This is a genomic window from Klebsiella grimontii (assembly GCF_900200035.1).
GTDB lineage: Bacteria > Pseudomonadota > Gammaproteobacteria > Enterobacterales > Enterobacteriaceae > Klebsiella > Klebsiella grimontii.
The window spans coordinates 81,723-102,134 of sequence record NZ_FZTC01000012.1 but is presented as its reverse complement, the minus strand read 5'-3'; the positions used below and the strand labels follow the sequence as shown (position 1 = coordinate 102,134).

The 20,412-nt window shown below is 56.8% G+C and carries 18 protein-coding genes and 5 tRNA genes; 13 read left to right on the top strand and 10 right to left on the bottom strand.

The window, feature by feature from the left end; translation table 11 throughout:
* Positions 1–65: 65 nt before the first annotated feature.
* The 13 genes from alaS (at position 66) to KOSB73_RS04740 (ending at position 9,191) form a co-directional block, all read left to right on the top strand.
* Positions 66–2,693, top strand: a complete 2,628-nt coding sequence (gene alaS, locus KOSB73_RS04800) for an alanine--tRNA ligase (RefSeq protein ID WP_024358428.1) — start codon at positions 66–68, stop codon at positions 2,691–2,693.
* A gap of 238 nt (positions 2,694–2,931) precedes the next feature.
* Positions 2,932–3,117, top strand: a complete 186-nt coding sequence (gene csrA, locus KOSB73_RS04795; protein WP_000906486.1) for a carbon storage regulator CsrA — start codon at positions 2,932–2,934, stop codon at positions 3,115–3,117.
* A 323-nt stretch (positions 3,118–3,440) separates the two neighbouring features.
* Positions 3,441–3,533: transfer RNA gene (locus KOSB73_RS04790), tRNA-Ser, on the top strand.
* Between the two features lie 4 nt (positions 3,534–3,537).
* A tRNA-Arg gene (locus KOSB73_RS04785) sits at positions 3,538–3,614 on the top strand.
* 60 nt (positions 3,615–3,674) lie between these two features.
* Positions 3,675–3,751: transfer RNA gene (locus KOSB73_RS04780), tRNA-Arg, on the top strand.
* A gap of 196 nt (positions 3,752–3,947) precedes the next feature.
* A tRNA-Arg gene (locus KOSB73_RS04775) sits at positions 3,948–4,024 on the top strand.
* A 192-nt stretch (positions 4,025–4,216) separates the two neighbouring features.
* A tRNA-Arg gene (locus tag KOSB73_RS04770) sits at positions 4,217–4,293 on the top strand.
* Positions 4,294–4,626: 333 nt separating this feature from the next.
* Positions 4,627–4,941, top strand: coding sequence for a BON domain-containing protein (locus tag KOSB73_RS04765; protein ID WP_004132919.1), 315 nt, complete (start codon positions 4,627–4,629; stop codon positions 4,939–4,941).
* Positions 4,942–5,068: 127 nt separating this feature from the next.
* Complete coding sequence (gene yqaB, locus KOSB73_RS04760) at positions 5,069–5,635, top strand: fructose-1-phosphate/6-phosphogluconate phosphatase (RefSeq protein WP_004123996.1); 567 nt, start codon at positions 5,069–5,071, stop codon at positions 5,633–5,635.
* The gene (locus KOSB73_RS04755; RefSeq protein ID WP_004123993.1) at positions 5,632–6,060 is read left to right on the top strand and encodes a YqaA family protein; all 429 of its coding nucleotides are present in this window, start codon (positions 5,632–5,634) and stop codon (positions 6,058–6,060) included. The genes yqaB and KOSB73_RS04755 overlap by 4 nt, the downstream gene beginning before the upstream one ends.
* 66 nt (positions 6,061–6,126) lie before the next feature.
* Positions 6,127–7,683: a glutamate--cysteine ligase gene (gshA, locus tag KOSB73_RS04750; RefSeq protein WP_064362649.1), complete on the top strand. Its 1,557-nt coding sequence runs from the start codon at positions 6,127–6,129 to the stop codon at positions 7,681–7,683.
* Positions 7,684–7,850: 167 nt separating this feature from the next.
* Positions 7,851–8,366, top strand: a complete 516-nt coding sequence (luxS, locus tag KOSB73_RS04745) for an S-ribosylhomocysteine lyase (protein ID WP_004104795.1) — start codon at positions 7,851–7,853, stop codon at positions 8,364–8,366.
* 57 nt (positions 8,367–8,423) lie between these two features.
* Entirely contained in the window at positions 8,424–9,191 is a 768-nt protein-coding gene (locus KOSB73_RS04740) for an AraC family transcriptional regulator (RefSeq protein WP_064362647.1), read from the top strand.
* Here the strand turns inward: KOSB73_RS04740 and leuA are convergent.
* The 10 genes from leuA to nrdF all read right to left on the bottom strand — a co-directional run bounded on the left by leuA (position 9,170) and on the right by nrdF (position 20,409).
* The gene (leuA, locus tag KOSB73_RS04735; protein WP_004132925.1) at positions 9,170–10,846 is read right to left on the bottom strand and encodes a 2-isopropylmalate synthase; all 1,677 of its coding nucleotides are present in this window, start codon (positions 10,844–10,846) and stop codon (positions 9,170–9,172) included. The two genes, KOSB73_RS04740 and leuA, sit on opposite strands and share 22 nt — an antisense overlap.
* Positions 10,847–10,990: 144 nt before the next feature.
* Positions 10,991–12,529: a multidrug efflux MFS transporter permease subunit EmrB gene (gene emrB / locus KOSB73_RS04730; RefSeq protein ID WP_004123984.1), complete on the bottom strand. Its 1,539-nt coding sequence runs from the start codon at positions 12,527–12,529 to the stop codon at positions 10,991–10,993.
* Positions 12,530–12,544: 15 nt separating this feature from the next.
* On the bottom strand, positions 12,545–13,717 hold the full coding sequence (emrA, locus tag KOSB73_RS04725) for a multidrug efflux MFS transporter periplasmic adaptor subunit EmrA (RefSeq protein ID WP_004123983.1): 1,173 nt from the start codon (positions 13,715–13,717) through the stop codon (positions 12,545–12,547).
* A gap of 131 nt (positions 13,718–13,848) precedes the next feature.
* Entirely contained in the window at positions 13,849–14,379 is a 531-nt protein-coding gene (mprA, locus tag KOSB73_RS04720) for a transcriptional repressor MprA (protein WP_004104785.1), read from the bottom strand.
* A 91-nt stretch (positions 14,380–14,470) separates the two neighbouring features.
* Positions 14,471–14,806, bottom strand: a complete 336-nt coding sequence (gene ygaH, locus KOSB73_RS04715) for an L-valine transporter subunit YgaH (RefSeq protein WP_024358422.1) — start codon at positions 14,804–14,806, stop codon at positions 14,471–14,473.
* Positions 14,796–15,542: an AzlC family ABC transporter permease gene (locus KOSB73_RS04710; protein WP_024358421.1), complete on the bottom strand. Its 747-nt coding sequence runs from the start codon at positions 15,540–15,542 to the stop codon at positions 14,796–14,798. The genes ygaH and KOSB73_RS04710 overlap by 11 nt, the downstream gene beginning before the upstream one ends.
* A 241-nt stretch (positions 15,543–15,783) precedes the next feature.
* Entirely contained in the window at positions 15,784–16,779 is a 996-nt protein-coding gene (proX, locus tag KOSB73_RS04705) for a glycine betaine/L-proline ABC transporter substrate-binding protein ProX (RefSeq protein WP_004132934.1), read from the bottom strand.
* A 62-nt stretch (positions 16,780–16,841) separates the two neighbouring features.
* A complete protein-coding gene (gene proW, locus KOSB73_RS04700; RefSeq protein ID WP_024358420.1) occupies positions 16,842–17,906 on the bottom strand; it encodes a glycine betaine/L-proline ABC transporter permease ProW in 1,065 nt (354 codons plus the stop codon).
* A complete protein-coding gene (gene proV / locus KOSB73_RS04695) occupies positions 17,899–19,101 on the bottom strand; it encodes a glycine betaine/L-proline ABC transporter ATP-binding protein ProV (protein WP_024358419.1) in 1,203 nt (400 codons plus the stop codon). Before proV ends, proW begins: the two co-directional genes overlap by 8 nt.
* A 345-nt stretch (positions 19,102–19,446) precedes the next feature.
* On the bottom strand, positions 19,447–20,409 hold the full coding sequence (nrdF, locus tag KOSB73_RS04690; protein ID WP_004132940.1) for a class 1b ribonucleoside-diphosphate reductase subunit beta: 963 nt from the start codon (positions 20,407–20,409) through the stop codon (positions 19,447–19,449).
* Positions 20,410–20,412 lie beyond the last annotated feature (3 nt).

Genomic DNA, 20,412 nt, shown 5'->3' with positions numbered 1-20,412 from the left:
GCCTGCCGGTCGATACTGGGTAGTGGCTGCCAGCGACATTTCGTTAGCTTGATTTCAGGATAATTATGAGCAAGAGCACCGCTGAGATCCGTCAGGCGTTTCTCGACTTTTTCCATAGTAAAGGACATCAGGTAGTTGCGAGCAGCTCCCTGGTGCCGCATAACGACCCGACCCTGCTGTTTACCAACGCCGGGATGAACCAGTTCAAGGATGTCTTCCTTGGTCTCGACAAACGTAATTATTCGCGCGCGACCACCGCGCAGCGTTGCGTTCGTGCGGGTGGTAAACACAACGATCTGGAAAACGTCGGCTACACCGCGCGTCACCACACCTTCTTTGAAATGCTGGGCAACTTTAGCTTCGGCGATTATTTCAAACAGGACGCCATCAAATACGCATGGGAACTGCTGACCGGTGAAAGCTGGTTCGCCCTGCCGAAAGAAAAACTGTGGGTGACCGTTTACGAAACCGACGATGAAGCGTTCGATATCTGGGCAAATGAAGTTGGCGTACCGCGCGAGCGTATTATCCGCATCGGCGACAACAAAGGCGCGCCGTTTGCTTCCGATAACTTCTGGCAGATGGGCGACACCGGGCCGTGCGGCCCCTGCACCGAAATCTTCTTCGACCATGGCGACCATATCTGGGGCGGCCCTCCGGGAACGCCGGAAGAAGACGGCGATCGCTATATTGAGATCTGGAATATCGTCTTCATGCAGTTCAACCGTCAGGCTGACGGAACCATGGAGCCGCTGCCGAAGCCGTCCGTAGATACCGGTATGGGCCTCGAGCGTATTGCCGCCGTGCTGCAGCACGTCAACTCCAACTACGATATCGATCTGTTCCGCGATCTGATTAAGAGCGTGGCGAAGGTTACCGGCGCGACCGATCTCTCTAACAAGTCGCTGCGCGTTATCGCTGACCACATTCGTTCCTGCGCGTTCCTGATAGCCGATGGCGTTATCCCGTCGAATGAAAACCGCGGCTACGTGCTGCGCCGCATCATTCGCCGCGCAATTCGCCATGGCAATATGCTGGGCGCGAAGGAGACCTTCTTCTGGAAACTGGTTGCCCCGCTGATTGACGTGATGGGTTCCGCCGGCGAAGAGCTGAAACAGCAGCAGGCTCAGGTTGAGCAGGTGCTGAAGACCGAAGAAGAGCAGTTTGCCCGTACTCTGGAGCGCGGACTGGCGCTGCTGGATGAAGAGCTGGCTAAACTGCAGGGCGACACGCTGGACGGCGAAACCGCTTTCCGCCTGTACGATACCTACGGCTTCCCGGTTGACCTGACCGCGGACGTTTGCCGCGAGCGCAACATCAAAGTTGATGAAGCGGGTTTTGAAGCGGCAATGGAAGAGCAGCGCCGTCGCGCGCGCGAATCCAGCGGCTTTGGCGCGGACTACAATGCGATGATCCGCGTCGACGGCGTCTCTGAGTTTAAGGGCTATGACAGCCTGGAGCTGAACGGCAAAGTCACCGCGCTGTTTATCGATGGCAAAGCGGTTGATGCGGTGAACGCGGGCCAGGAAGCGGTGGTCATTCTCGATCAGACGCCGTTCTACGCGGAATCTGGCGGCCAGGTGGGCGACAAAGGCGAACTTAAGGGCGCCGGTTTTTCCTTCCAGGTCAACGACGCGCAGAAATACGGTCAGGCCATTGGTCATATCGGTAAAGTCACCGGCGGCTCGCTGAAAGTCGGCGACGCCGTGCAGGCCGATGTTGATGAGGCTCGCCGTCAGCGTATCCGCCTCAACCACTCCGCAACGCATCTGATGCACGCGGCGCTGCGCCAGGTTCTTGGTACGCACGTTGCGCAGAAGGGTTCTCTGGTTAACGACAAAGCGCTGCGCTTTGACTTCTCGCATTTTGAAGCGATGAAGCCGGAGGAGATCCGCGCGGTAGAAGATCTGGTGAACGCGCAAATTCGCCGCAACCTGCCGATCGAAACCAATATCATGGATATTGACGCTGCGCGTGAATCCGGCGCGATGGCGCTGTTTGGCGAGAAGTATGACGATCGCGTTCGCGTGCTGAGCATGGGTGATTTCTCCACCGAGCTGTGCGGCGGTACGCACGCCTCGCGCACCGGTGATATCGGCCTGTTCCGCATTACCTCTGAATCCGGCACCGCCGCGGGCGTGCGCCGTATCGAAGCGGTCACCGGCGAAGGTGCGATGGCGATGCTGCATGCGCAAAGCGATCAGCTGAGCGATATCGCGCAGCTGCTGAAAGGGGACACCCACAGCCTCGGCGACAAAGTACGCGCCGCGTTAGAACGCAGCCGTCAGCTGGAAAAAGAGCTGCAGCAGTTGAAAGAGCAGGCTGCTGTGCAGGAGAGCGCAAATCTCTCCAGCAAAGCGGAAGAGATTAACGGCGTTAAGCTGCTGGTCAGCGAACTGGCTGGCGTTGAGCCGAAAATGCTGCGTACTATGGTTGACGATCTGAAAAATCAGCTGGGTTCAACGGTTGTTGTGTTGGCCACGGTCGCAGAGGGTAAGGTTTCTCTGATTGCAGGTGTGTCTAAGGATGTGACAGACCGCGTGAAGGCAGGGGAACTGATTGGTATGGTCGCCCAGCAGGTGGGCGGTAAAGGGGGCGGTCGTCCGGATATGGCGCAAGCCGGCGGTACCGATGCGTCTGCTCTCCCTGCTGCGTTGGCCAGTGTGAAAGGCTGGGTAAGCGCAAAACTGTAATAACTATAATTGCATAGATGCTGTGATTCTCGGATTACAGCATCTTGCGCGAGAAGCACTGATAACGATAAAGTCGGGTTGAAGTTGTGTATATCGGCTAAACTTAGGTTTAACAGAATGTGATGCCGTGACTGCTTACACCGTAGGGTGTTTGTCATCGCTTACTTTTTGGCGTTATATGATGGATAATGCCGGGATACGAGAGACCCGACTCTTTTAATCTTTCAAGGAGCAAAGAATGCTGATTCTGACTCGTCGAGTTGGTGAGACCCTCATGATTGGAGATGAGGTCACTGTGACAGTTTTAGGGGTGAAGGGTAACCAGGTACGTATTGGCGTTAATGCCCCTAAAGAAGTCTCCGTGCATCGTGAAGAGATCTACCAGCGTATCCAGGCTGAAAAATCCCAGCAGTCCAGTTACTAAGGTTTTCGCGCCTCGCTATTCGGTGAGGCGCCTCCTTCCATCCCCCGTTTTTGCCACTTTTCCTCTACGATAGCCCCTCTTTTTTGTCTCTTTCTCCGCGTCCGCGACAATTATCTTTTGCGTTAGCAGCGGCGTAATCGCCAATTTCTTGTTGATAAAATACTCTTTTTGCCGTTTTCACAGGCTAATTGCGCGGGAAGTGTGCAAACGAAAAAAAGGTCTCGAAAAAAGGTTTGACTTATAAGTACCAGAAAGTAATATGTGCGCCATCGCAGCGACGAAGAGCAGAAACAAGTTCTTCGAAGCACTCGTAAGAGGCGTGTGGTGAGGTGGCCGAGAGGCTGAAGGCGCTCCCCTGCTAAGGGAGTATGCGGTCAAAAGCTGCATCCGGGGTTCGAATCCCCGCCTCACCGCCATTTTGCATCCGTAGCTCAGCTGGATAGAGTACTCGGCTACGAACCGAGCGGTCGGAGGTTCGAATCCTCCCGGATGCACCATCTTACTTGATACGGCTTTAGCAGCAGTATCAAAATCTGCAGTAAAGTAAGTTTCCCGATGCATCCGTAGCTCAGCTGGATAGAGTACTCGGCTACGAACCGAGCGGTCGGAGGTTCGAATCCTCCCGGATGCACCATATTCTCCGTACCTTCAGCAACGAAGATGTGGATGAGGTGGCGGTATTAGCCGCAAGCACCAGGGAGGATAACGTTGCTTTAGCAACGGCCCGAAGGGCGAGCCGCAAGGCGAGTCATCCTCCCGGATGCACCATCTCTTACTTGATACGGCTTTAGTAGCGGTATCAATATCGGCAGTAAAGCAAGTTTCCCGATGCATCCGTAGCTCAGCTGGATAGAGTACTCGGCTACGAACCGAGCGGTCGGAGGTTCGAATCCTCCCGGATGCACCATATTCTCCGAGATAGCAGCCACGCTGTTGTTTCATGGTCTGCGAGATAATCGCCAGCACCGGGGAGGATAACGTTGCTTCAGCAACGGCCCGAAGGGCGAACCGAGTGAGTCATCCTCCCGGATGCACCATCTCTTACTTGATACGGCTTCAGCAGCGGTATCAATATCGGCAGTAAAGCAAGTTTCCCGATGCATCCGTAGCTCAGCTGGATAGAGTACTCGGCTACGAACCGAGCGGTCGGAGGTTCGAATCCTCCCGGATGCACCATATTCTCCGAGATAGCAGCCACGCTGTTGTTTCATGGTCTGCGAGATAATCGCCAGCACCAGGGAGGATAACGTTGCTTCAGCAACGGCCCGAAGGGCGAACCGAGTGAGTCATCCTCCCGGATGCACCATCTTCTCCGAGATAGCAGCCACGCTGTTGTTTCATGGTCTGCGAGATAATCTCCAGCCACTCTCTTTGTCTCAAAACCTCTTAAACGCAATAATTCACCTTGTCCTTCAGCACTTTTTTCATTGGCAACTCCCTCTTTCCACTATAATTTATTCCTGTTAACCGACCTGATCCTGGGTGGGATAAGTGCAAGGAGAGAAATCCATGAAATGGTTCAAAGCAATATCTGCGTGTTGCGCGACGCTTCTGGTCGCCGCCACGCTTGCGGGCTGCGCAGGTTCATCCACAAAGGAAAGTACCGGTGGGTATATTGACGATACCGTCGTGACCACCAAAGTCAAAACCGCGCTCTTCAATGACAAAGAGATTAAGTCTTCGGAAATTAGCGTCCAGACCTTTAAAGGTCGTGTACAGCTCAGCGGCTTTGTCTCATCCGCCGATAGCGCTAAACGAGCGGTAGAAGTGACGCGTAAAGTGCAGGGCGTTCGTATGGTTGAGAACGATTTAAGAATCAAATAAACGCACCACACTGCATCTGTATCAACAAGGGCGCCATCGAGCGCCCTTGTTGCATCTACCGCTGGCAGCGACAAAGCAGACCTTTTGCGTTACAGTAACTCCTCCTTAACCGGTTGGTGAGAAGACGATGTACGAACGTTACGCAGGACTGATTTTTGATATGGATGGCACGATCCTCGATACCGAGCCGACGCATCGTAAGGCATGGAACGAGGTTCTGGGACGTTACGGTATGCGTTTTGATATGCAGGCCATGGTCGCGCTTAACGGTTCTCCAACCTGGCGGATCGCTCAGGCCATTATCGAATTAAATCAGGCTGATTTAGATCCTCACTCTCTGGCGCAGGAAAAAACGGACGCCGTGAAAGCGATGCTGCTTGATAGCGTCCGCCCCTTACCGCTGATTGAGGTGGTTAAGGAGTGGCACGGTCGTCGTCCGATGTCGGTCGGTACCGGCAGCGAGAGCGCCGTTGCTGAAGCGCTGCTGGCCCATCTGGGCCTGCGTCACTACTTCTCGGCGGTAGTTGCCGCCGATCATGTCGCCAACCATAAACCCGCGCCTGATACTTTCTTACTCTGCGCTGAGCGCATGGGCGTTGCGGCGGAGAAATGCGTGGTCTTTGAAGATGCGGACTTTGGTCTGCAGGCGGCGAAGCGCGCCGGAATGGATGCCGTGGACGTGCGGTTGCTGTGAGCGACTCGCTGTCGCTGATATCGCTGTTTGCCAGCAGCTTTTTGAGCGCCACGCTGCTTCCCGGCAATTCGGAAGTGGTGTTGATTGCCATGCTGCTGGCGGGGGTGAGCCAGCCCTGGTTACTGGTTTTAATAGCAATAATCGGTAATAGCCTTGGAGGGGTAACTAACGTTATTCTGGGGCGCCTGTTTCCGCTGCGCAAAACATCGCGCTGGCAGGAGAAGGCGTCCGGCTGGCTGAGGCGCTACGGCGCGGCCGCGCTATTATTAAGCTGGGCGCCTGTTATAGGCGATTTGCTGTGTTTACTGGCGGGATGGATGCGTATTTCCTGGGGACCAGTGCTCTTTTTTTTATGCCTTGGCAAAGCAATACGCTATATCGTCGTTGCGGCGATAACGCTTCAGGGCATGACGTGGTGGCACTAATTGGACTGATTGTTCAACCATTACAATTATGCTAATTCAAACGATTTCGACAGGCGGGAGGTCAAATTGATCCCGGACGTATCACAGGCGCTGGCCTGGCTGGAAAAAAATCCGCAGGCGCTGCAGGGTATTCAACGTGGTCTTGAGCGCGAAACGCTGCGCGTCAATGCTGACGGCACGCTGGCCACTACCGGTCATCCGCAGGCACTGGGTTCAGCGCTGACTCATAAATGGATTACCACCGATTTTGCCGAAGCTTTGCTGGAATTTATTACGCCGGTTGATGGTGATATCCAGCATATGCTCACCTTTATGCGCGATGTTCATCGCTATACCGCACGTCATATTGGCGACGAGCGCATGTGGCCGCTGAGCATGCCTTGCTATATCGCGCCCGGCCAGGATATTGAACTGGCGCAGTACGGTACCTCTAATATTGGCCGCCTGAAAACGCTGTATCGCGAAGGGCTGAAAAATCGCTACGGCGCGCTGATGCAAACTATCTCCGGCGTGCACTATAACTTCTCGCTGCCGATGGCTTTCTGGCAGGCTAAGTGCGGCGTTGAGGATGCCGAAAGCGGTAAAGAAGCGATCTCAGCGGGCTATTTCCGCTCCATTCGCAACTACTACCGTTTTGGTTGGGTGATCCCATACCTGTTCGGCGCTTCCCCGGCGATCTGCTCGTCGTTCCTGCAGGGCAAACCGACGTCGCTGCCTTTTCAGGAAGCCAGCAACGGCATGTACTACCTGCCTTACGCGACCTCGTTGCGTCTGAGCGATCTGGGCTATACCAATAAATCGCAAAGCAATCTCGGAATTACGTTTAACGATCTCTACGAGTATGTGGCAGGATTGAAGCGGGCGATTAAAACGCCTTCCGAAGAGTATGAAACTATCGGGCTGGAGAAAGACGGGAAGCGTCTGCAAATCAACAGCAACGTGCTGCAGATCGAAAACGAGCTGTACGCGCCGATTCGCCCGAAACGCGTGACCCGCAGCGGCGAAACGCCTTCCGACGCGCTGCTGCGCGGCGGTATTGAATACATTGAAGTGCGCTCCCTGGATATCAATCCGTTCTCACCGATTGGCGTTGACGAGCAGCAGGTGCGTTTCCTCGATCTGTTTATGGTCTGGTGCGTGCTGGCCGATGCGCCGGAGATGAGCAGCGACGAGCTGCTGTGTACGCGCACCAACTGGAATCGGGTGATTCTGGAAGGCCGTAAGCCGGGCCTGACGCTCGGTATTGGCTGCGAAACCGCGCAGTTCCCGCTGGCTCAGGTCGGTAAAGATCTGTTCCGCGATTTACGCCGCGTGGCGCAAACGCTGGATAGCATCCACGGATGCCAGGCCTATCAGCAGGCCTGCGATGAGCTGGTCGCCTGCTTCGACAATCCCGAATTAACCTTCTCGGCGCGCATTCTGCGTTCTATGCTTGAAGAGGGGATTGGCGGTACCGGCAGAGAGCTGGCCGATCGCTATCGGACGATGCTGCGCGAAGAGCCGCTGGAAATTTTAAGCGAGGCGGATTTTGTTGCCGAGCGTGAAGCATCGCTACAGCGTCAGAAGAAGGTGGAAGCGGCGGATAGCGAGCCGTTTGAAGCGCTGCTGGCAAGGCACGCGTAGCTTTCCGGGCCGTAAAAAAGAAAACGGCCACATCACTGTGGCCAAACTTTCATCTCTGATTCAGGGATGATGATGATAATAAATGCGCGTCTTTCATATACTCAGACTCGCTGCCTCAAAAAGAGTTCATTTTATTTTTAAAAAAAAATCACTATCGGAGGTGAAGAATGCCGTTGTTAGATAGTTTCACAGTCGACCATACCCGAATGGAAGCGCCTGCGGTGCGTGTCGCGAAGAAAATGAACACGCCTCACGGCGATGAAATCACCGTTTTCGATCTGCGATTCTGCGTGCCAAACCAGGAAGTGATGCCGGAAAGAGGCATTCATACCCTCGAGCACCTGTTTGCCGGCTTCATGCGCGATCACCTGAACGGCAATGGTGTGGAAATTATCGATATCTCTCCGATGGGTTGCCGCACCGGGTTTTATATGAGCCTGATCGGTACGCCGGACGAGCAGCGCGTCGCGGATGCCTGGAAAGCGGCGATGGCCGACGTGCTGAAGGTGAAAGATCAGAACCAGATCCCGGAGCTGAACGTTTACCAGTGCGGAACCTACACCATGCACTCGCTGGAAGAAGCTCAGGAAATCGCTCGCCATATCATCGAGCGCGATGTCCGCGTCAATAGCAACGATGAGCTGGCGCTGCCGAAAGAAAAACTGCAAGAACTGCACATCTAGTGCTTCTGCCACGGCCCGGCGAACCCCGTCGGGCCGCTATTCCCTGACGCCGCGGCGATGTCGACGACTTTAACCTTCAATTTTCAACACCGTTCGCTGGTGCCTTTTGCCCATGATTACGCTCATGGCGATAGCGAACCCTGGCATCAGCACGATTGCGCCCAGCTGCTGCAAATTCTCAGCGGCGTGGTGCGGGTGGAAACTGCGCATGGCTACTGGGTCGTGCCGCCGGGGCGAGGCGTCTGGCTGCCCGCCGGTACCCCGCACACCCTACGGGTTACCGGCGCTGCGGCTGCGCGAACCCTGTTTATCGATCCCCTCGCGCGCGCCGATCTTCCCGCTGCCTGCCAGATAGTGCAGGTGACTCCGCTGCTGCGTGAACTGATTGTCGCGTCGCTGACGCTGGCGGAATCCTACGCGCCGGGCAGCCGCGATGAACGCATCTACGAACTGATCCTTGATGAAATTCGCGTCATGGCGGTGCTGCCGTTTGGCCTGCCGGAGCCGCAAAGCGAAGCGCTGCGCCGTTTATGCCAGAAGGTAAGAGAAGCGCCCGGCGACTCGTGGAGCAGCGCCGAGGCGGCGAAAGAGAGCAGCATGAGCGAGCGCACGCTGAATCGTCATTTTCAGCAGCAGACCACGCTCACCTGGAGTGAATGGGTGCGCCGGGCGAAGCTGATGGAAGCGCTGGTTCGCCTGGCGCAGGGGCAGTCGGTACTGCGGGTGGCGCTGGATCTCGGCTACGGTAGCCACAGCGCTTTTAGCGCTATGTTTCGCCGGGTAACAGGCGTCGCCCCCAGCGACTACTTCCGTTCGCCGGAGTAATGGCCTGCGCTCATCGCATTGCACAGCGCCTGCAGCGAGGCGCGCGCCACGTCGTTATCAATTCCCACCCCCCAGCGGCTGTCGCCATTCGGGAAGACGCAGCGAATATAGGCGACTGAACGGCTGTCGCTACGTTCGCCGAGGGTATGCTCGTGATAATCCTTAATCACGATGTTTTGCTTTAACAGGCCGCTCAGCCCGCTGGCGGCTGCGGACAGCAGGCCGTTGCCGCGGCTCTGCAAACGTCGCGTTTCGCCGGCGATGCGCAGGGAAGCCTGCAGAGAAAGCTGGCCGTCCTGCTGGCTATCGCTTTGGTAATCCAGCAGCGCCAGCGGCGGCTGGGGGACCAGCCCGTAGCGTGCGCGAAACAGTTGCCACAGCGCGTTGTGGGTCATCTCCTTACCATGCGTATCGGTTTCGCGCTGGACGTGCAGGCTAAAATCCTGCTGCAGCGCGCGCGGCAGCTTCAGGCCATGATTCTGTTCAATCAGCCACGCGCTCCCGCTTTTGCCGGACTGGCTGTTAACGCGGATCACCGCCTCGTAGCTACAGCCGATATCCTGCGGGTCGATAGGCAGGTAGGGCATTTCCCAGCGATCGCCGGGCCGGCGGGCGTCGAACCCTTTTTTGATCGCATCCTGATGCGAGCCGGAAAAGGCGGTATAGGCCAGGCTTCCCGCCCACGGGTGGCGCGGATGAACCGGGATCTGGTTGCAGCTTTCGACGATTTCGACCACCCGGTTCATCTCAGCGAACCTGAGCCGGGGATCGACGCCCTGGCTGTAGAGATTCATCGCCAGCGTCACCAGACAGACGTTACCGGTGCGCTCGCCGTTGCCGAACAGGCAGCCTTCGACGCGGTCGGCGCCGGCCATCACCGCCAGCTCCGCGCTGGCGACGCCGGTTCCCCGGTCGTTATGCGGATGAACGCTAATGCACACATCGGCGCGGCGCGAGAAGTGACGACAAAAATACTCAATTTGATCGGCATAAACGTTAGGCGTGTTCACTTCTACCGTCGCGGGCAGGTTGATAATCATCGGCCGTTCGGCGCAGGGCTGCCAGATTTCCGCCACCGCTTCGCAAATCTCCAGCGCGAATTCCGGCTCGGTAAAACAAAAAGTTTCCGGAGAGTACTCGTATTGCCAGCGGGTCTGCGGCTGCTGTTCGCACCGTTGGCGGATAAGCCGGGTAGCGCGGGTCGCCAGCTCGACGACCTGCGCTTTGTTCATTCCAAAAACCCGCTCGCGGAACAGCGGAGCGGTGGCGTTATAGAGGTGAACGGTGGCGCGGTGGGCGTCGCGCAGCGATTCGAAGGTCCTGAGGATTAAATCTTCCCGCGCCTGGGTCAGCACCTGAATCGTCACGTCCTGCGGGATGCGCCGTTCTTCAATAAGTTGACGCACAAAGTTGAAATCGGTTTGCGAAGCCGAGGGAAAGGCCACCTCGATCTCTTTAAATCCGCACTCTAGCAGCAAGTCCCAGAACTGCAGTTTGCGCGCGCTGTCCATCGGCTCGGCCAGCGCCTGGTTGCCGTCGCGCAGGTCGGTGGAGAGCCAGCGCGGGGCGCGGGTAATTTGCTGCTCCGGCCAGCGGCGGTCGGGCAGGGCAATCGGCGGATAGGGACGGTATTTTTCACCAGGTTGAGTCAGCATGATTTTCTCCTTCTAAGCGAGTCTTTATCGTGCATGACAAGGCGAAAAGGCATCTCCAGCGAACTGGACATAAACTAGCGCAAACTGGACAACCTGCGCGGCGGCCATAAAAAAAGGGATCCGCAGATCCCTTCAGGTCAAACCTTAGTGCGCGCCGCCACCGCCGCCGCCAGCGCTGAACGGCGGTCTGGCAAACCACACCAGCCCGAGCAGAAGGATAAATATCGCCGCCGAGAACCAGAAAATTTCGTTGGCGGAGATAATCAGCCCCTGGTTGGTTATCTGCTGCGCGATCCAGCCGGACGCCTGCTGCTGCGTCATCCCTAATCCCTGCAGCTGGTCGTACATCTGCTGGGCGTTGGGATTATACGGCGTCACCGACTCGGTAAGCTGAGCATGGTGCAGCGCCTCGCGGTTCGTCCACATGGTGGTGGTAATCGAGGTGCCGATGGAGCCCGCCAGGGTACGCGTAAAGTTCGACAGGCTCGATGCCGCCGCCAGCCTTTCCGGCGGCAGGCCGGAAAGCGTAATGGTCGTCAGCGGCATAAAGAAGCAGGCCACCGCGAAGCCCTGGATAAACTGCGGCCACGCCGAGGCGCCGAAGTCCATACCCGGTTCGAAGGTCCACGCGCGCCAGTAAAAACAGACCGCGTACATGATAAAGCTGAAGGTGACCAGCCGACGCATATCCAGCTTATGCGCGAAGCGGCCGATAATCGGCGACAGGATAACCGGGATCACCCCGACCGGCGCCGAGGCCAGACCGGCCCAGGTGGCGGTATAGCCGTATACCTCCTGCAATAGCTGCGGCAACAGCACGATAGCGCCAAAGTAGAGCATATAGGCGAGGCTGATACACAGGCAGCCGATGGTGAAGTTTCGCGACTTAAAGAGCGACAGGTCGACTATCGGGTTGTCGTCGGTTAGCTCCCAGACGATAAGGAAGCTTATCGCCACCACTGCGACAATGGTCAGGATGATGATCTCGTTCGAGGCGAACCAGTCCAGTTCTTTACCCCGGTCGAGCATCACCTGCAGGCTGCCGATACCGATGATCAGCAGCGCCAGGCCGACGCCGTCGATCCGCCGCTGCTCGGTGCGGGTTTCGCGGTTGCGCAGGGTCTGTAGCGTCATCACCACCACGGCGATGCCAATCGGCACGTTGATAAAGAAGATCCAGCCCCAGTGGTAGTTGTCGCTGATATAGCCGCCGAGGATAGGGCCGCAAATCGGCGCGACGATCACCGTCATTGACCACAGCGCCAGCGCGATAGAGCGCTTGGCGGGGGGGTAGTTGCTGAGCAGCAGACTTTGCGACAGCGGGATCAGCGGACCGGCGACGATCCCCTGAATCACGCGGAAGAAAATCAGCATCGTCAGGCTGTTTGACATGCCGCAGGCCCAGGAGGCGATGGCGAACGCCACCGTCGACCAGAGGAACAGCTTCACTTCGCCAACGCGCTTTGCCAGCCAGCCGGTAATCGGAATGGAGATAGCGTTCGCCACCCCAAACGAGGTGATAACCCAGGTGCCCTGGCTCAACGATGAGCCAAGGTTACCGGCGATGGTGGGGATGGCCACGTTGGCGATGGTGGAGTCCAGCACCTGCATAAAGGTCGCGAGCGACAGCGCAATGGTCATAATGACCAGCTGCGCGCCTTCCAGCGGTTTTTGCTGTTGCATTACGCTCACCCCGAATTATCCGGCGTTGGCCTGGATGATGTCGTTTATCAGCTTATTGACCGGCTCGAGGCCGATTTCGCGGGCATTACTTTCGTAAACCGGGGAGCTACGCACCTGGCTTGCCAGCATCTCGCCGCCGCGGTCGGTGGTGTTCACCTCAACGAGGGTCGACAGGCCGATGCGCAGCGGGTGCTCCGCCAGCTGTTTTTCATCCAGCTCAATACGTACCGGCAGGCGCTGAACCACTTTGATCCAGTTGCCGGTGGCGTTCTGCGCGGGCAGCAGCGAGAAGGCGCTACCGGTACCCATATCGAGGCCGACCACTTTACCGGTGTATTTCACATCGTCGCCGTAAATATCGCTGATCACGGTGGCCGGCTGACCGATACGCATATGCGCCAGCTGCGTTTCTTTAAAGTTGGCGTCAATCCACAGGTTGGTCGCCGGAACGACGGCCATCAGCGGCGTGGTGCTGCTGATTTGCGCGCCGGGCTGTACGGAGCGACGCGATACGTAGCCGCTAATCGGGCTGACGATTTTTGTCCGCTGCAGGGCCAGCCAGGCGTTACGCACTTCGGTGGCCGCCTGCAGCACAGCAGGCTGCTGTTCCAGCTTCGTACCCAGCACGATTGCCTGGTTGGCGTTGTACTGCTGAATCGCCACGTCCAGTTCGGCCTGGGCGCTGGCAACCGTGTCGCGGGCGTGCTGCAGCTCTTCGCGGCCAATCAGGTTGGCGGCCCCCAGCGGAATACGGCGGTTAAGGTCGGTCTGCGCCTGGGAAAGTGCGGTTTTTTTAACCTCAATGCTGGCCTGCAGCTGCTTGCTGTTGATCATCTGCTGGCGCGTTTGACGTACGCTGGCGGCCAGCTGGGTCTGCGCTTTTTCAAACGCCTGCTGGGCATCGGTCTGGTCGAGGGTGACCAGCGGATCGCCTTTTTGCACGTAGTCGGTGTTGTCGGCCCAGACTTTCGTCACGCTGCCGGACACCTGCGCCATAATTTGCACCTGATTCCCTGCCACGTACGCGTCATCGGTCTCTTCGAAGTGACGCAGTACTAAAAACCAATAAATCCCGTATGCCACGGCAACAATAATAAAGAGCAAGGTCAGCAGCAGCAGGGCGCCTTTACGCTTCCCTTTTTTGCTGCCCGGTTGCTGCGGGGTTTGGCTCTCCGCATTTGCGCTCATGTTATTCTCCACGATCTTATTATTTCACATCGGCTGAGCCGACCTGTTTATCAGAAAGGCCAGCAGAAGATCTGCTGGCCTGTTCGTTTCCTTGTCAATCCAGAAAAAGCGTTGAGCGGTTGGTTCCGCGCTTAGCGCAGAGACTCCGCAAGCACGCCATCCTCTTCCATTTGGTCGAGGCGACCAAGCAGCTTACGGGTGATGTGCTCGAGCTGATCTTTTTCGCTGGTGCTTAAAGAAGACCAGAGCTGATGCAGGCAGTTGTGCTGCGGCGGTAACACTTCGCGCAGGAACTGATGCCCCTTTTCGGTGAGCTGTAAATGCAGGCAGCGACGATCGTTATCGCTTTCGCGGCGCTCAATCCAGCCGCGTTTTTCCAGCTCGTCGGCAATGCGCGTGGCGTTGGTACGGGAAGAGCCCAGCGCGCAGCTCAGCTCAGAAGGCTGAATGCTGTGGTTTTCCTGAGACTCAAGCGTGATCAGCGCCATAAACAATGTCTCGTTAATCCCTTGCGCTTTCAGCATCTTGTTACGGTTTTCCAGCAGCTTTCCCTGCATATGCATGCAAAGGCGGGTGAGCAGAATTTCCTGAAAAGGAAAGTCTTCGTGACGGCTGGCGCGGAACTTGAGCATTTGCTCAATGGGAGTAAACGAACTATCCATTTTGGTTATGACCTCATTAATTACAGTCGATATAATAACTATTGTGACAAATAAATCAAATGAATTATTGACAAAAATTGATACTTTAGGCTTATAGCCATAGGCCGATTTTCCAGACAACACCGTAGGTTAGGGCGCTTAGAAGCGTAGGCAAAATAATGCTGCGCGTTTTCCAGAAGGCCAGGCCCAGCACGGCGAAGCCAGCCAGTGTAGGCAGCAGGCGGCGGGCGTCGTGGAGAATTTCCGGCACGCTGGAGACCACCAGCAGCGCGCAAATAGAGGCGATGCCGATGGTATCGAGCAGCACGCCGATCGGACCGCGACGCGTCGGACGCGCGTTGCCGGCGCGCAGGCGCAACGGCAGATAGCGAAACAGATAGTTTACGCAGCCGACCACAACGCCGATCGTCAGGACATCACTGTTCATCGGGCATCCCCTGTAGGCTGGCCTGTACCAGAGCGGTCAGGCAGCCGCAGACAATCCCGGCCAGGATGGCGGCGGGTATGGAAAACAGAATCATTCCCCCCAGCGCCCCTGCCAGCGCGGCGGTCACGCTAAGCGACTGCTTGCGCTGGAAAGAAGCCAGTAAAAAACTCATAAACAGCGCGGGAAGCATAAAGCCCAGCGCCGCCTCCACCGCCGGAAAGTCGGTCAGCAGGCCGCTGCCTGAATACGCGCCGATCAGCGTGCCGAAGACCCACGACGCCCAGGACAGAAAAGCGATACCGATCATCCAGCTTTCGCTCCAGCGTCGACCGTCGCGTACCAGTTTAGCGGTGGCGGCGGCAAACACCTCATCAGTCAGGCCGAACGCCCAGATCGCGGTTTTTTTGTTGCTCAGCGCGCGCGGGATGCGGCTGCGCAGGGAAGGGCCGTAGAGAACGTGACGAACGTCCATCGCCATGACGGTGAGCGCGGCGACCCACAGCGAGCTTCCCGCCGCCAGCATCGCGACGATCACGAACTGGCTGGCGCCCGCGTAAATAATGCAGGAGAAGAACAGGCTTTCCAGGGGAGTGAAGCCGAGCTTCGTGGCGTTGAGGCCGAAGGCGAAGGCCACGGGAATATAGCTAATGACGATAGGCAGGCTGTCTTTCAGGCCTTCAGACAGCGTGGCCTCAGCGGCGGGAGGGGTATGCGTCAATGCGTCAGAATTTTCCATAGGAATTGCTTATTAATCACTCACGTGAAAATCACATGATTAAACAGGTAGATTTACCTTAGCAGAGAGCCGTGCGGCTTAACAGCCGCTAAGAGGCTGATGGTTAAAGTTATGCACATTTTTTGCATATAAACCCATCGGACGGGAAAGGCGGGGCGATGATAGCGAAGGTGGAGTCTGTACGTTCTGATGGCCCGGAAAGGCGGGAGCCTTTCCGGGGAAACGCGATAAAAGCGGGAGATTATTTCTGCGCGGCCAGCGCTTCGTTCACCCAGCCGTCAAACTGCTGCTGGTGGGCTTTGATCCAGCCGTCGACGTGGCCCTGAATATCCGCTTCCGAACCATGCCCCTCGTGCATCATGGCATTCTCGGCGTTGATATCGGCAATCGGCAGCTTCATGATGCTAAACAGCTTCGCCGCCGCCGGGTTTTTCTCGGCCCAGGCTTTGTTGGCGACGATATGCATGGTGCTGACCGGGAAGCCGTAGTTGGCGCCATTAGAGAGCTTCGTGTCGATATTTTTTTGCACGCCCGGCAGGGAGGAGAACGGTACCTGCAGCCAGACGACGTCTTTACCCGGTTTCAGCACATCGCTGACCCAGTAAGGCGTCCAGGTGTAGTAGATGACCGGCTTGCCCTCTTTATAGCGGGCAATGGTGTCGGCCATCATGGCGGCATAGTTCCCCTGATTGTGGGTGACGGTGTTATTCAGACCATAGGCATCAAGCTGATGGTTAATTACCGCTTCACAGCCCCAGCCAGGCGTACAGCCGGTCAGGTCGGCTTTGCCGTCGCCGTTGGTGTCGAACAGTTTGGCGATTTTCGGATCTTTTAGCTGGTCGATAGATTTGATGTGGTACTGCTCGGCGGTTTTCTTATCAATCAGGTAGCCCTGCGCCGCGCCGTTCACAAATACGCCTTGGCGGTAGAACTTTTTATCGCCGCCGGCGGCAGCGTACATATCGTCGTGCAGCGGCTGCCAGTTGACGGCGGTAAAGGTGGCGTCGCCGGAGGCGAGCGAGGTATAGCCGACGTTGTAATCCACTTCGCTCGGCTTATCGACGGTATAACCGAGCTTCTCCAGCGCGCGGCTGACCAGCAGGGTCTGGAAGGTCTCTTCCGAAATAGTGCTCTGAATCGGCTTAACGGTAATGCCTTTGCCAGGCAGATCCGCCGCGAAGGCGGTGGTGGAAATGAGGGCGGTTAACGCTGTGGCAAGGATCGCTGTATGTCGCATCGTTGTTCCTTTTACTTATCAGAAGGGGAGTCTATCCCCCCGATTGCCGGGGGGATGGGCTCTTATTTACAGAAAGGGCGAGTTATCAGCCCCAGTGGGCCGGTTGCATACCAGCGGCGGTTGCCGCGACTGCGCGAGTCCCGTCCTACGGCCTGAGTCAGACGGTCAAGAATAATGGCGAGGATAACAATCCCGACGCCGCCAACGGTGGCCAGGCCCATATCAAGGCGACCGATGCCGCGCAGTACCATCTGGCCGAGACCGCCAACGGCAATCATCGAGGCGATGACCACCATCGACAGGGCCAGCATCAGCGTCTGGTTGACCCCGGCCATAATAGTCGGCATGGCCAGCGGTAGCTGAACCTTAAACAGCAGCTGACGCGGGCTGGCGCCGAAGGAGCGCGATGCTTCAATCAGATCCGCCGGCACCTGGTTAATCCCCAGAATGGTCAGGCGGACAATCGGCGGCAGGGCGAAGATAATGGTGACCACCACGCCCGGAACGTTGCCGATACCGAACAGCATCACGATGGGCACCAGGTAGACAAACGCCGGCGTGGTCTGCATCGCGTCGAGCAGCGGACGGATGATTTTCGCCGCCCGCGGGCTGCGCGCCAGCCATATCCCAAGCGGCAGCCCGATCAGCATACAAAACAGCAGTGCGGTCAGCACCAGCGCCAGGGTTACCATCGCCTGCGACCAGGCGCCGATAGCGCCGATGGCGATCAGCGAAATCAGCGTCGCCGCACCCATGCCGACGCTGGAAATCTGCCAGGCAATCAGCGAGAAAATAATAATCGCCACCGGCGCCGGCATGCCCAGCAGCAGCTGCTGGAAGGCGCTCAGGATGTAATCCACCGGTACGCGTATTCCCTGGAATAGCGGACGGAAATGCATCACCACCCAGTCGATGCCGTGCGTGACCCAGCTATCGAGCGGGATCAGCGTGTTATGGAACGGGTCCATAATATTGAAGTGTTCCGGCTGCGGCGCGGGCGCGCTGCTCAGCCAGTCGGCGCCGCCGCCGTTGGTCGGCGCTGGCGTAGAGGTGCCCCAGGCATCGGCGGATTGCGCTGCGCTATCCGCCGCCGGCGCGGTGTCCCACGGGTTAGATTGATCAGCCATTGTTTGCCCCCTCGCGATCTAAAGCCTGCAGCAGCATGCGTTTGGAAATGATGCCGACGTACTGTTGCCCTTCATCGATAACCGGCACCGCACACGGTGCATGGCCGACGTGAGAGAGCAGCTCGCTGAGCGGCGTTTGCGCATCCACCGCCTGCGGGGAGTCGATTAACGCCGCATCGATTCCCTGGCCTTCGCTCAGCGCGGCTTTCAGAGAATCAATGGAGATAATGCCAACAAACTTATTCCCGCGTTCAATGACGTAGCCATATTCGCGGTCTTCATCCTGCAATAATTTCAGCGCGGAGCGCGGGCCGAAACCAGGCGTTTTACGAATCAGCCCCACCGGGCTGCGGCGGGCAATATCTTTAGCGCTGAACACCTGGCTAATATCGACGCCGCGGAAGAAGGTTCGGACATAATCATTGGCCGGATTATTGAGTATTTCATCCGGCGTGCCGACCTGAACCACTTCACCATTTTGCATAATGGCAATACGATCGCCAATCCGCATGGCTTCATCGAGATCGTGGGAAATAAATACCACGGTACGCTGATGCCGGGCCTGTAATTTAGTGAGCTCATCCTGCATTTCGGTACGAATTAATGGGTCGAGCGCTGAGAAGGCTTCATCCATTAACAGAATATCGGGGTTAATCGCCAGCGCGCGGGCGAGACCAACGCGCTGGCGCATGCCCCCGGAGAGTTCGTCCGGGTACGCATGAGCATAATTTTCCAGGCCGACCTGACGCAACGCCTCCAGCGCTTTTTCCTGGCGTTCCTGAGTCGGCACGCCGGCCAGCTCCATGCCGAAACCGGCGTTGTCGAGCACGGTCATATGCGGCATAAGCGCAAAGGATTGAAAAACCATCGCAATCTTTTTTCTGCGCACCTCGCGGAGCTCGGCGTCAGAGATTTTAGCGATATCGACGCCGTCGATCAGGACCTGGCCGCGGGTGGGTTCAATCAGGCGATTGAGAAGGCGAACCATGGTGGATTTCCCCGAACCGGAGAGTCCCATGATGACGAATATCTCGCCTTCTTCAATGGTCAGACTGGCGTTCTTAACGCCAAGCGATAGCCCCGTCTTTTCCAGTATTTGTTCTTTCGATAGTCCTTTGTCGATATATTTGAAAGCCCGCTGCGGGTGCTCGCCAAATATCTTATAGAGATTCTTGATTTCTAATTTAATTGCCATGCAAGAGAGTGTTTCCTGTTATTTATTAATATCGATATGGTACCCGGTGGTGATAATTGTTTTTTTACACCCTAACATACTGAGAATCTGTGACAACCCTTTATGTGGCGTTGCCAGGGAAATGCGCGGGAGAGAATTCCGGTACATCCCCCGTGATATAAGGGCTGAGCGCGAATGACTTGTGGTCGATATTTTTTAGTTATGTTGCCTTAATTCAGGTGAAAATCGAGGGCATGTTGTTGAATATGACACGGTGATGACCGAAAGATATTGAGTGAGGTGAAAACAAATAATGTGAAATAAATCACCAGGAAATATGCTGATATATTCCTGGTGAAAGTAAGGCTAAAAGTCCCAATCGGCGTCGACGGTTTCTTCCGCTTTTCCCATCACATACGATGAACCTGAACCGGAAAAGAAGTCGTGGTTTTCGTCGGCATTCGGCGAGAGCGCGGCGAGGATCGCCGGATTGACGGCGGCCATTTCCGCCGGGAACAGCGCGTCGTAGCCGAGGTTCATCAGCGCCTTGTTGGCGTTGTAGCAGAGAAAGGCGTTGACCTCCTCAATCCAGCCGCTATCGGCGTACAGTTCGCGGGTGTAGGCCAGTTCGTTGTCATACAGATCCATCAGCAGGTCGAGGGCGAAGTTTTTCATCTCTTCGCGCTTCTCGGCGCTGACTATTTCCAGTCCTTTCTGGAATTTGTAGCCAATGTAATAACCGTGTACCGCTTCATCGCGGATAATCAGGCGAATCAGATCGGCGGTGTTGGTCATCTTCCCCCGGCTGGAGAAGTACATCGGCAGCCAGAAACCGGAGTAGAAGAGGAAGGATTCGAGAAAGACGCTGGCGATTTTTTTCTTCAACGGTTCATCTGCCTGATAGTACTCCAGCATCAGCTGCGCTTTGCGCTGCAGCGGCGCGTTTTGTTCGCTCCAGGCATAGGCGGCATCGACGTCTTTGGTCTGGCAGAGCGTCGAAAAGATTGAGCTGTAGGAGCGGGCGTGCACCGCCTCCATAAAGCTGACGTTCGACAGTACCGCTTCCTCGTGCGGGGTGAGGGCGTCGGCCATCAGCGCCGGCGCGCCGACGGTATTCTGGATGGTATCGAGCAGCGTCAGCCCGGTGAAGACGCGAATCGTCAGCTGCTGCTCCGCCGGGGTGAGGGTTTGCCAGGCGGGGATATCGTTGGACAGCGGCACCTTCTCCGGCAGCCAGAAGTTGCTGGTCAGCCGATTCCAGACCTCCAGATCCTTATCATCTTCAATCTTGTTCCAGTTGATGGCGCTGATGCGCGATAAATGGGTCATCCT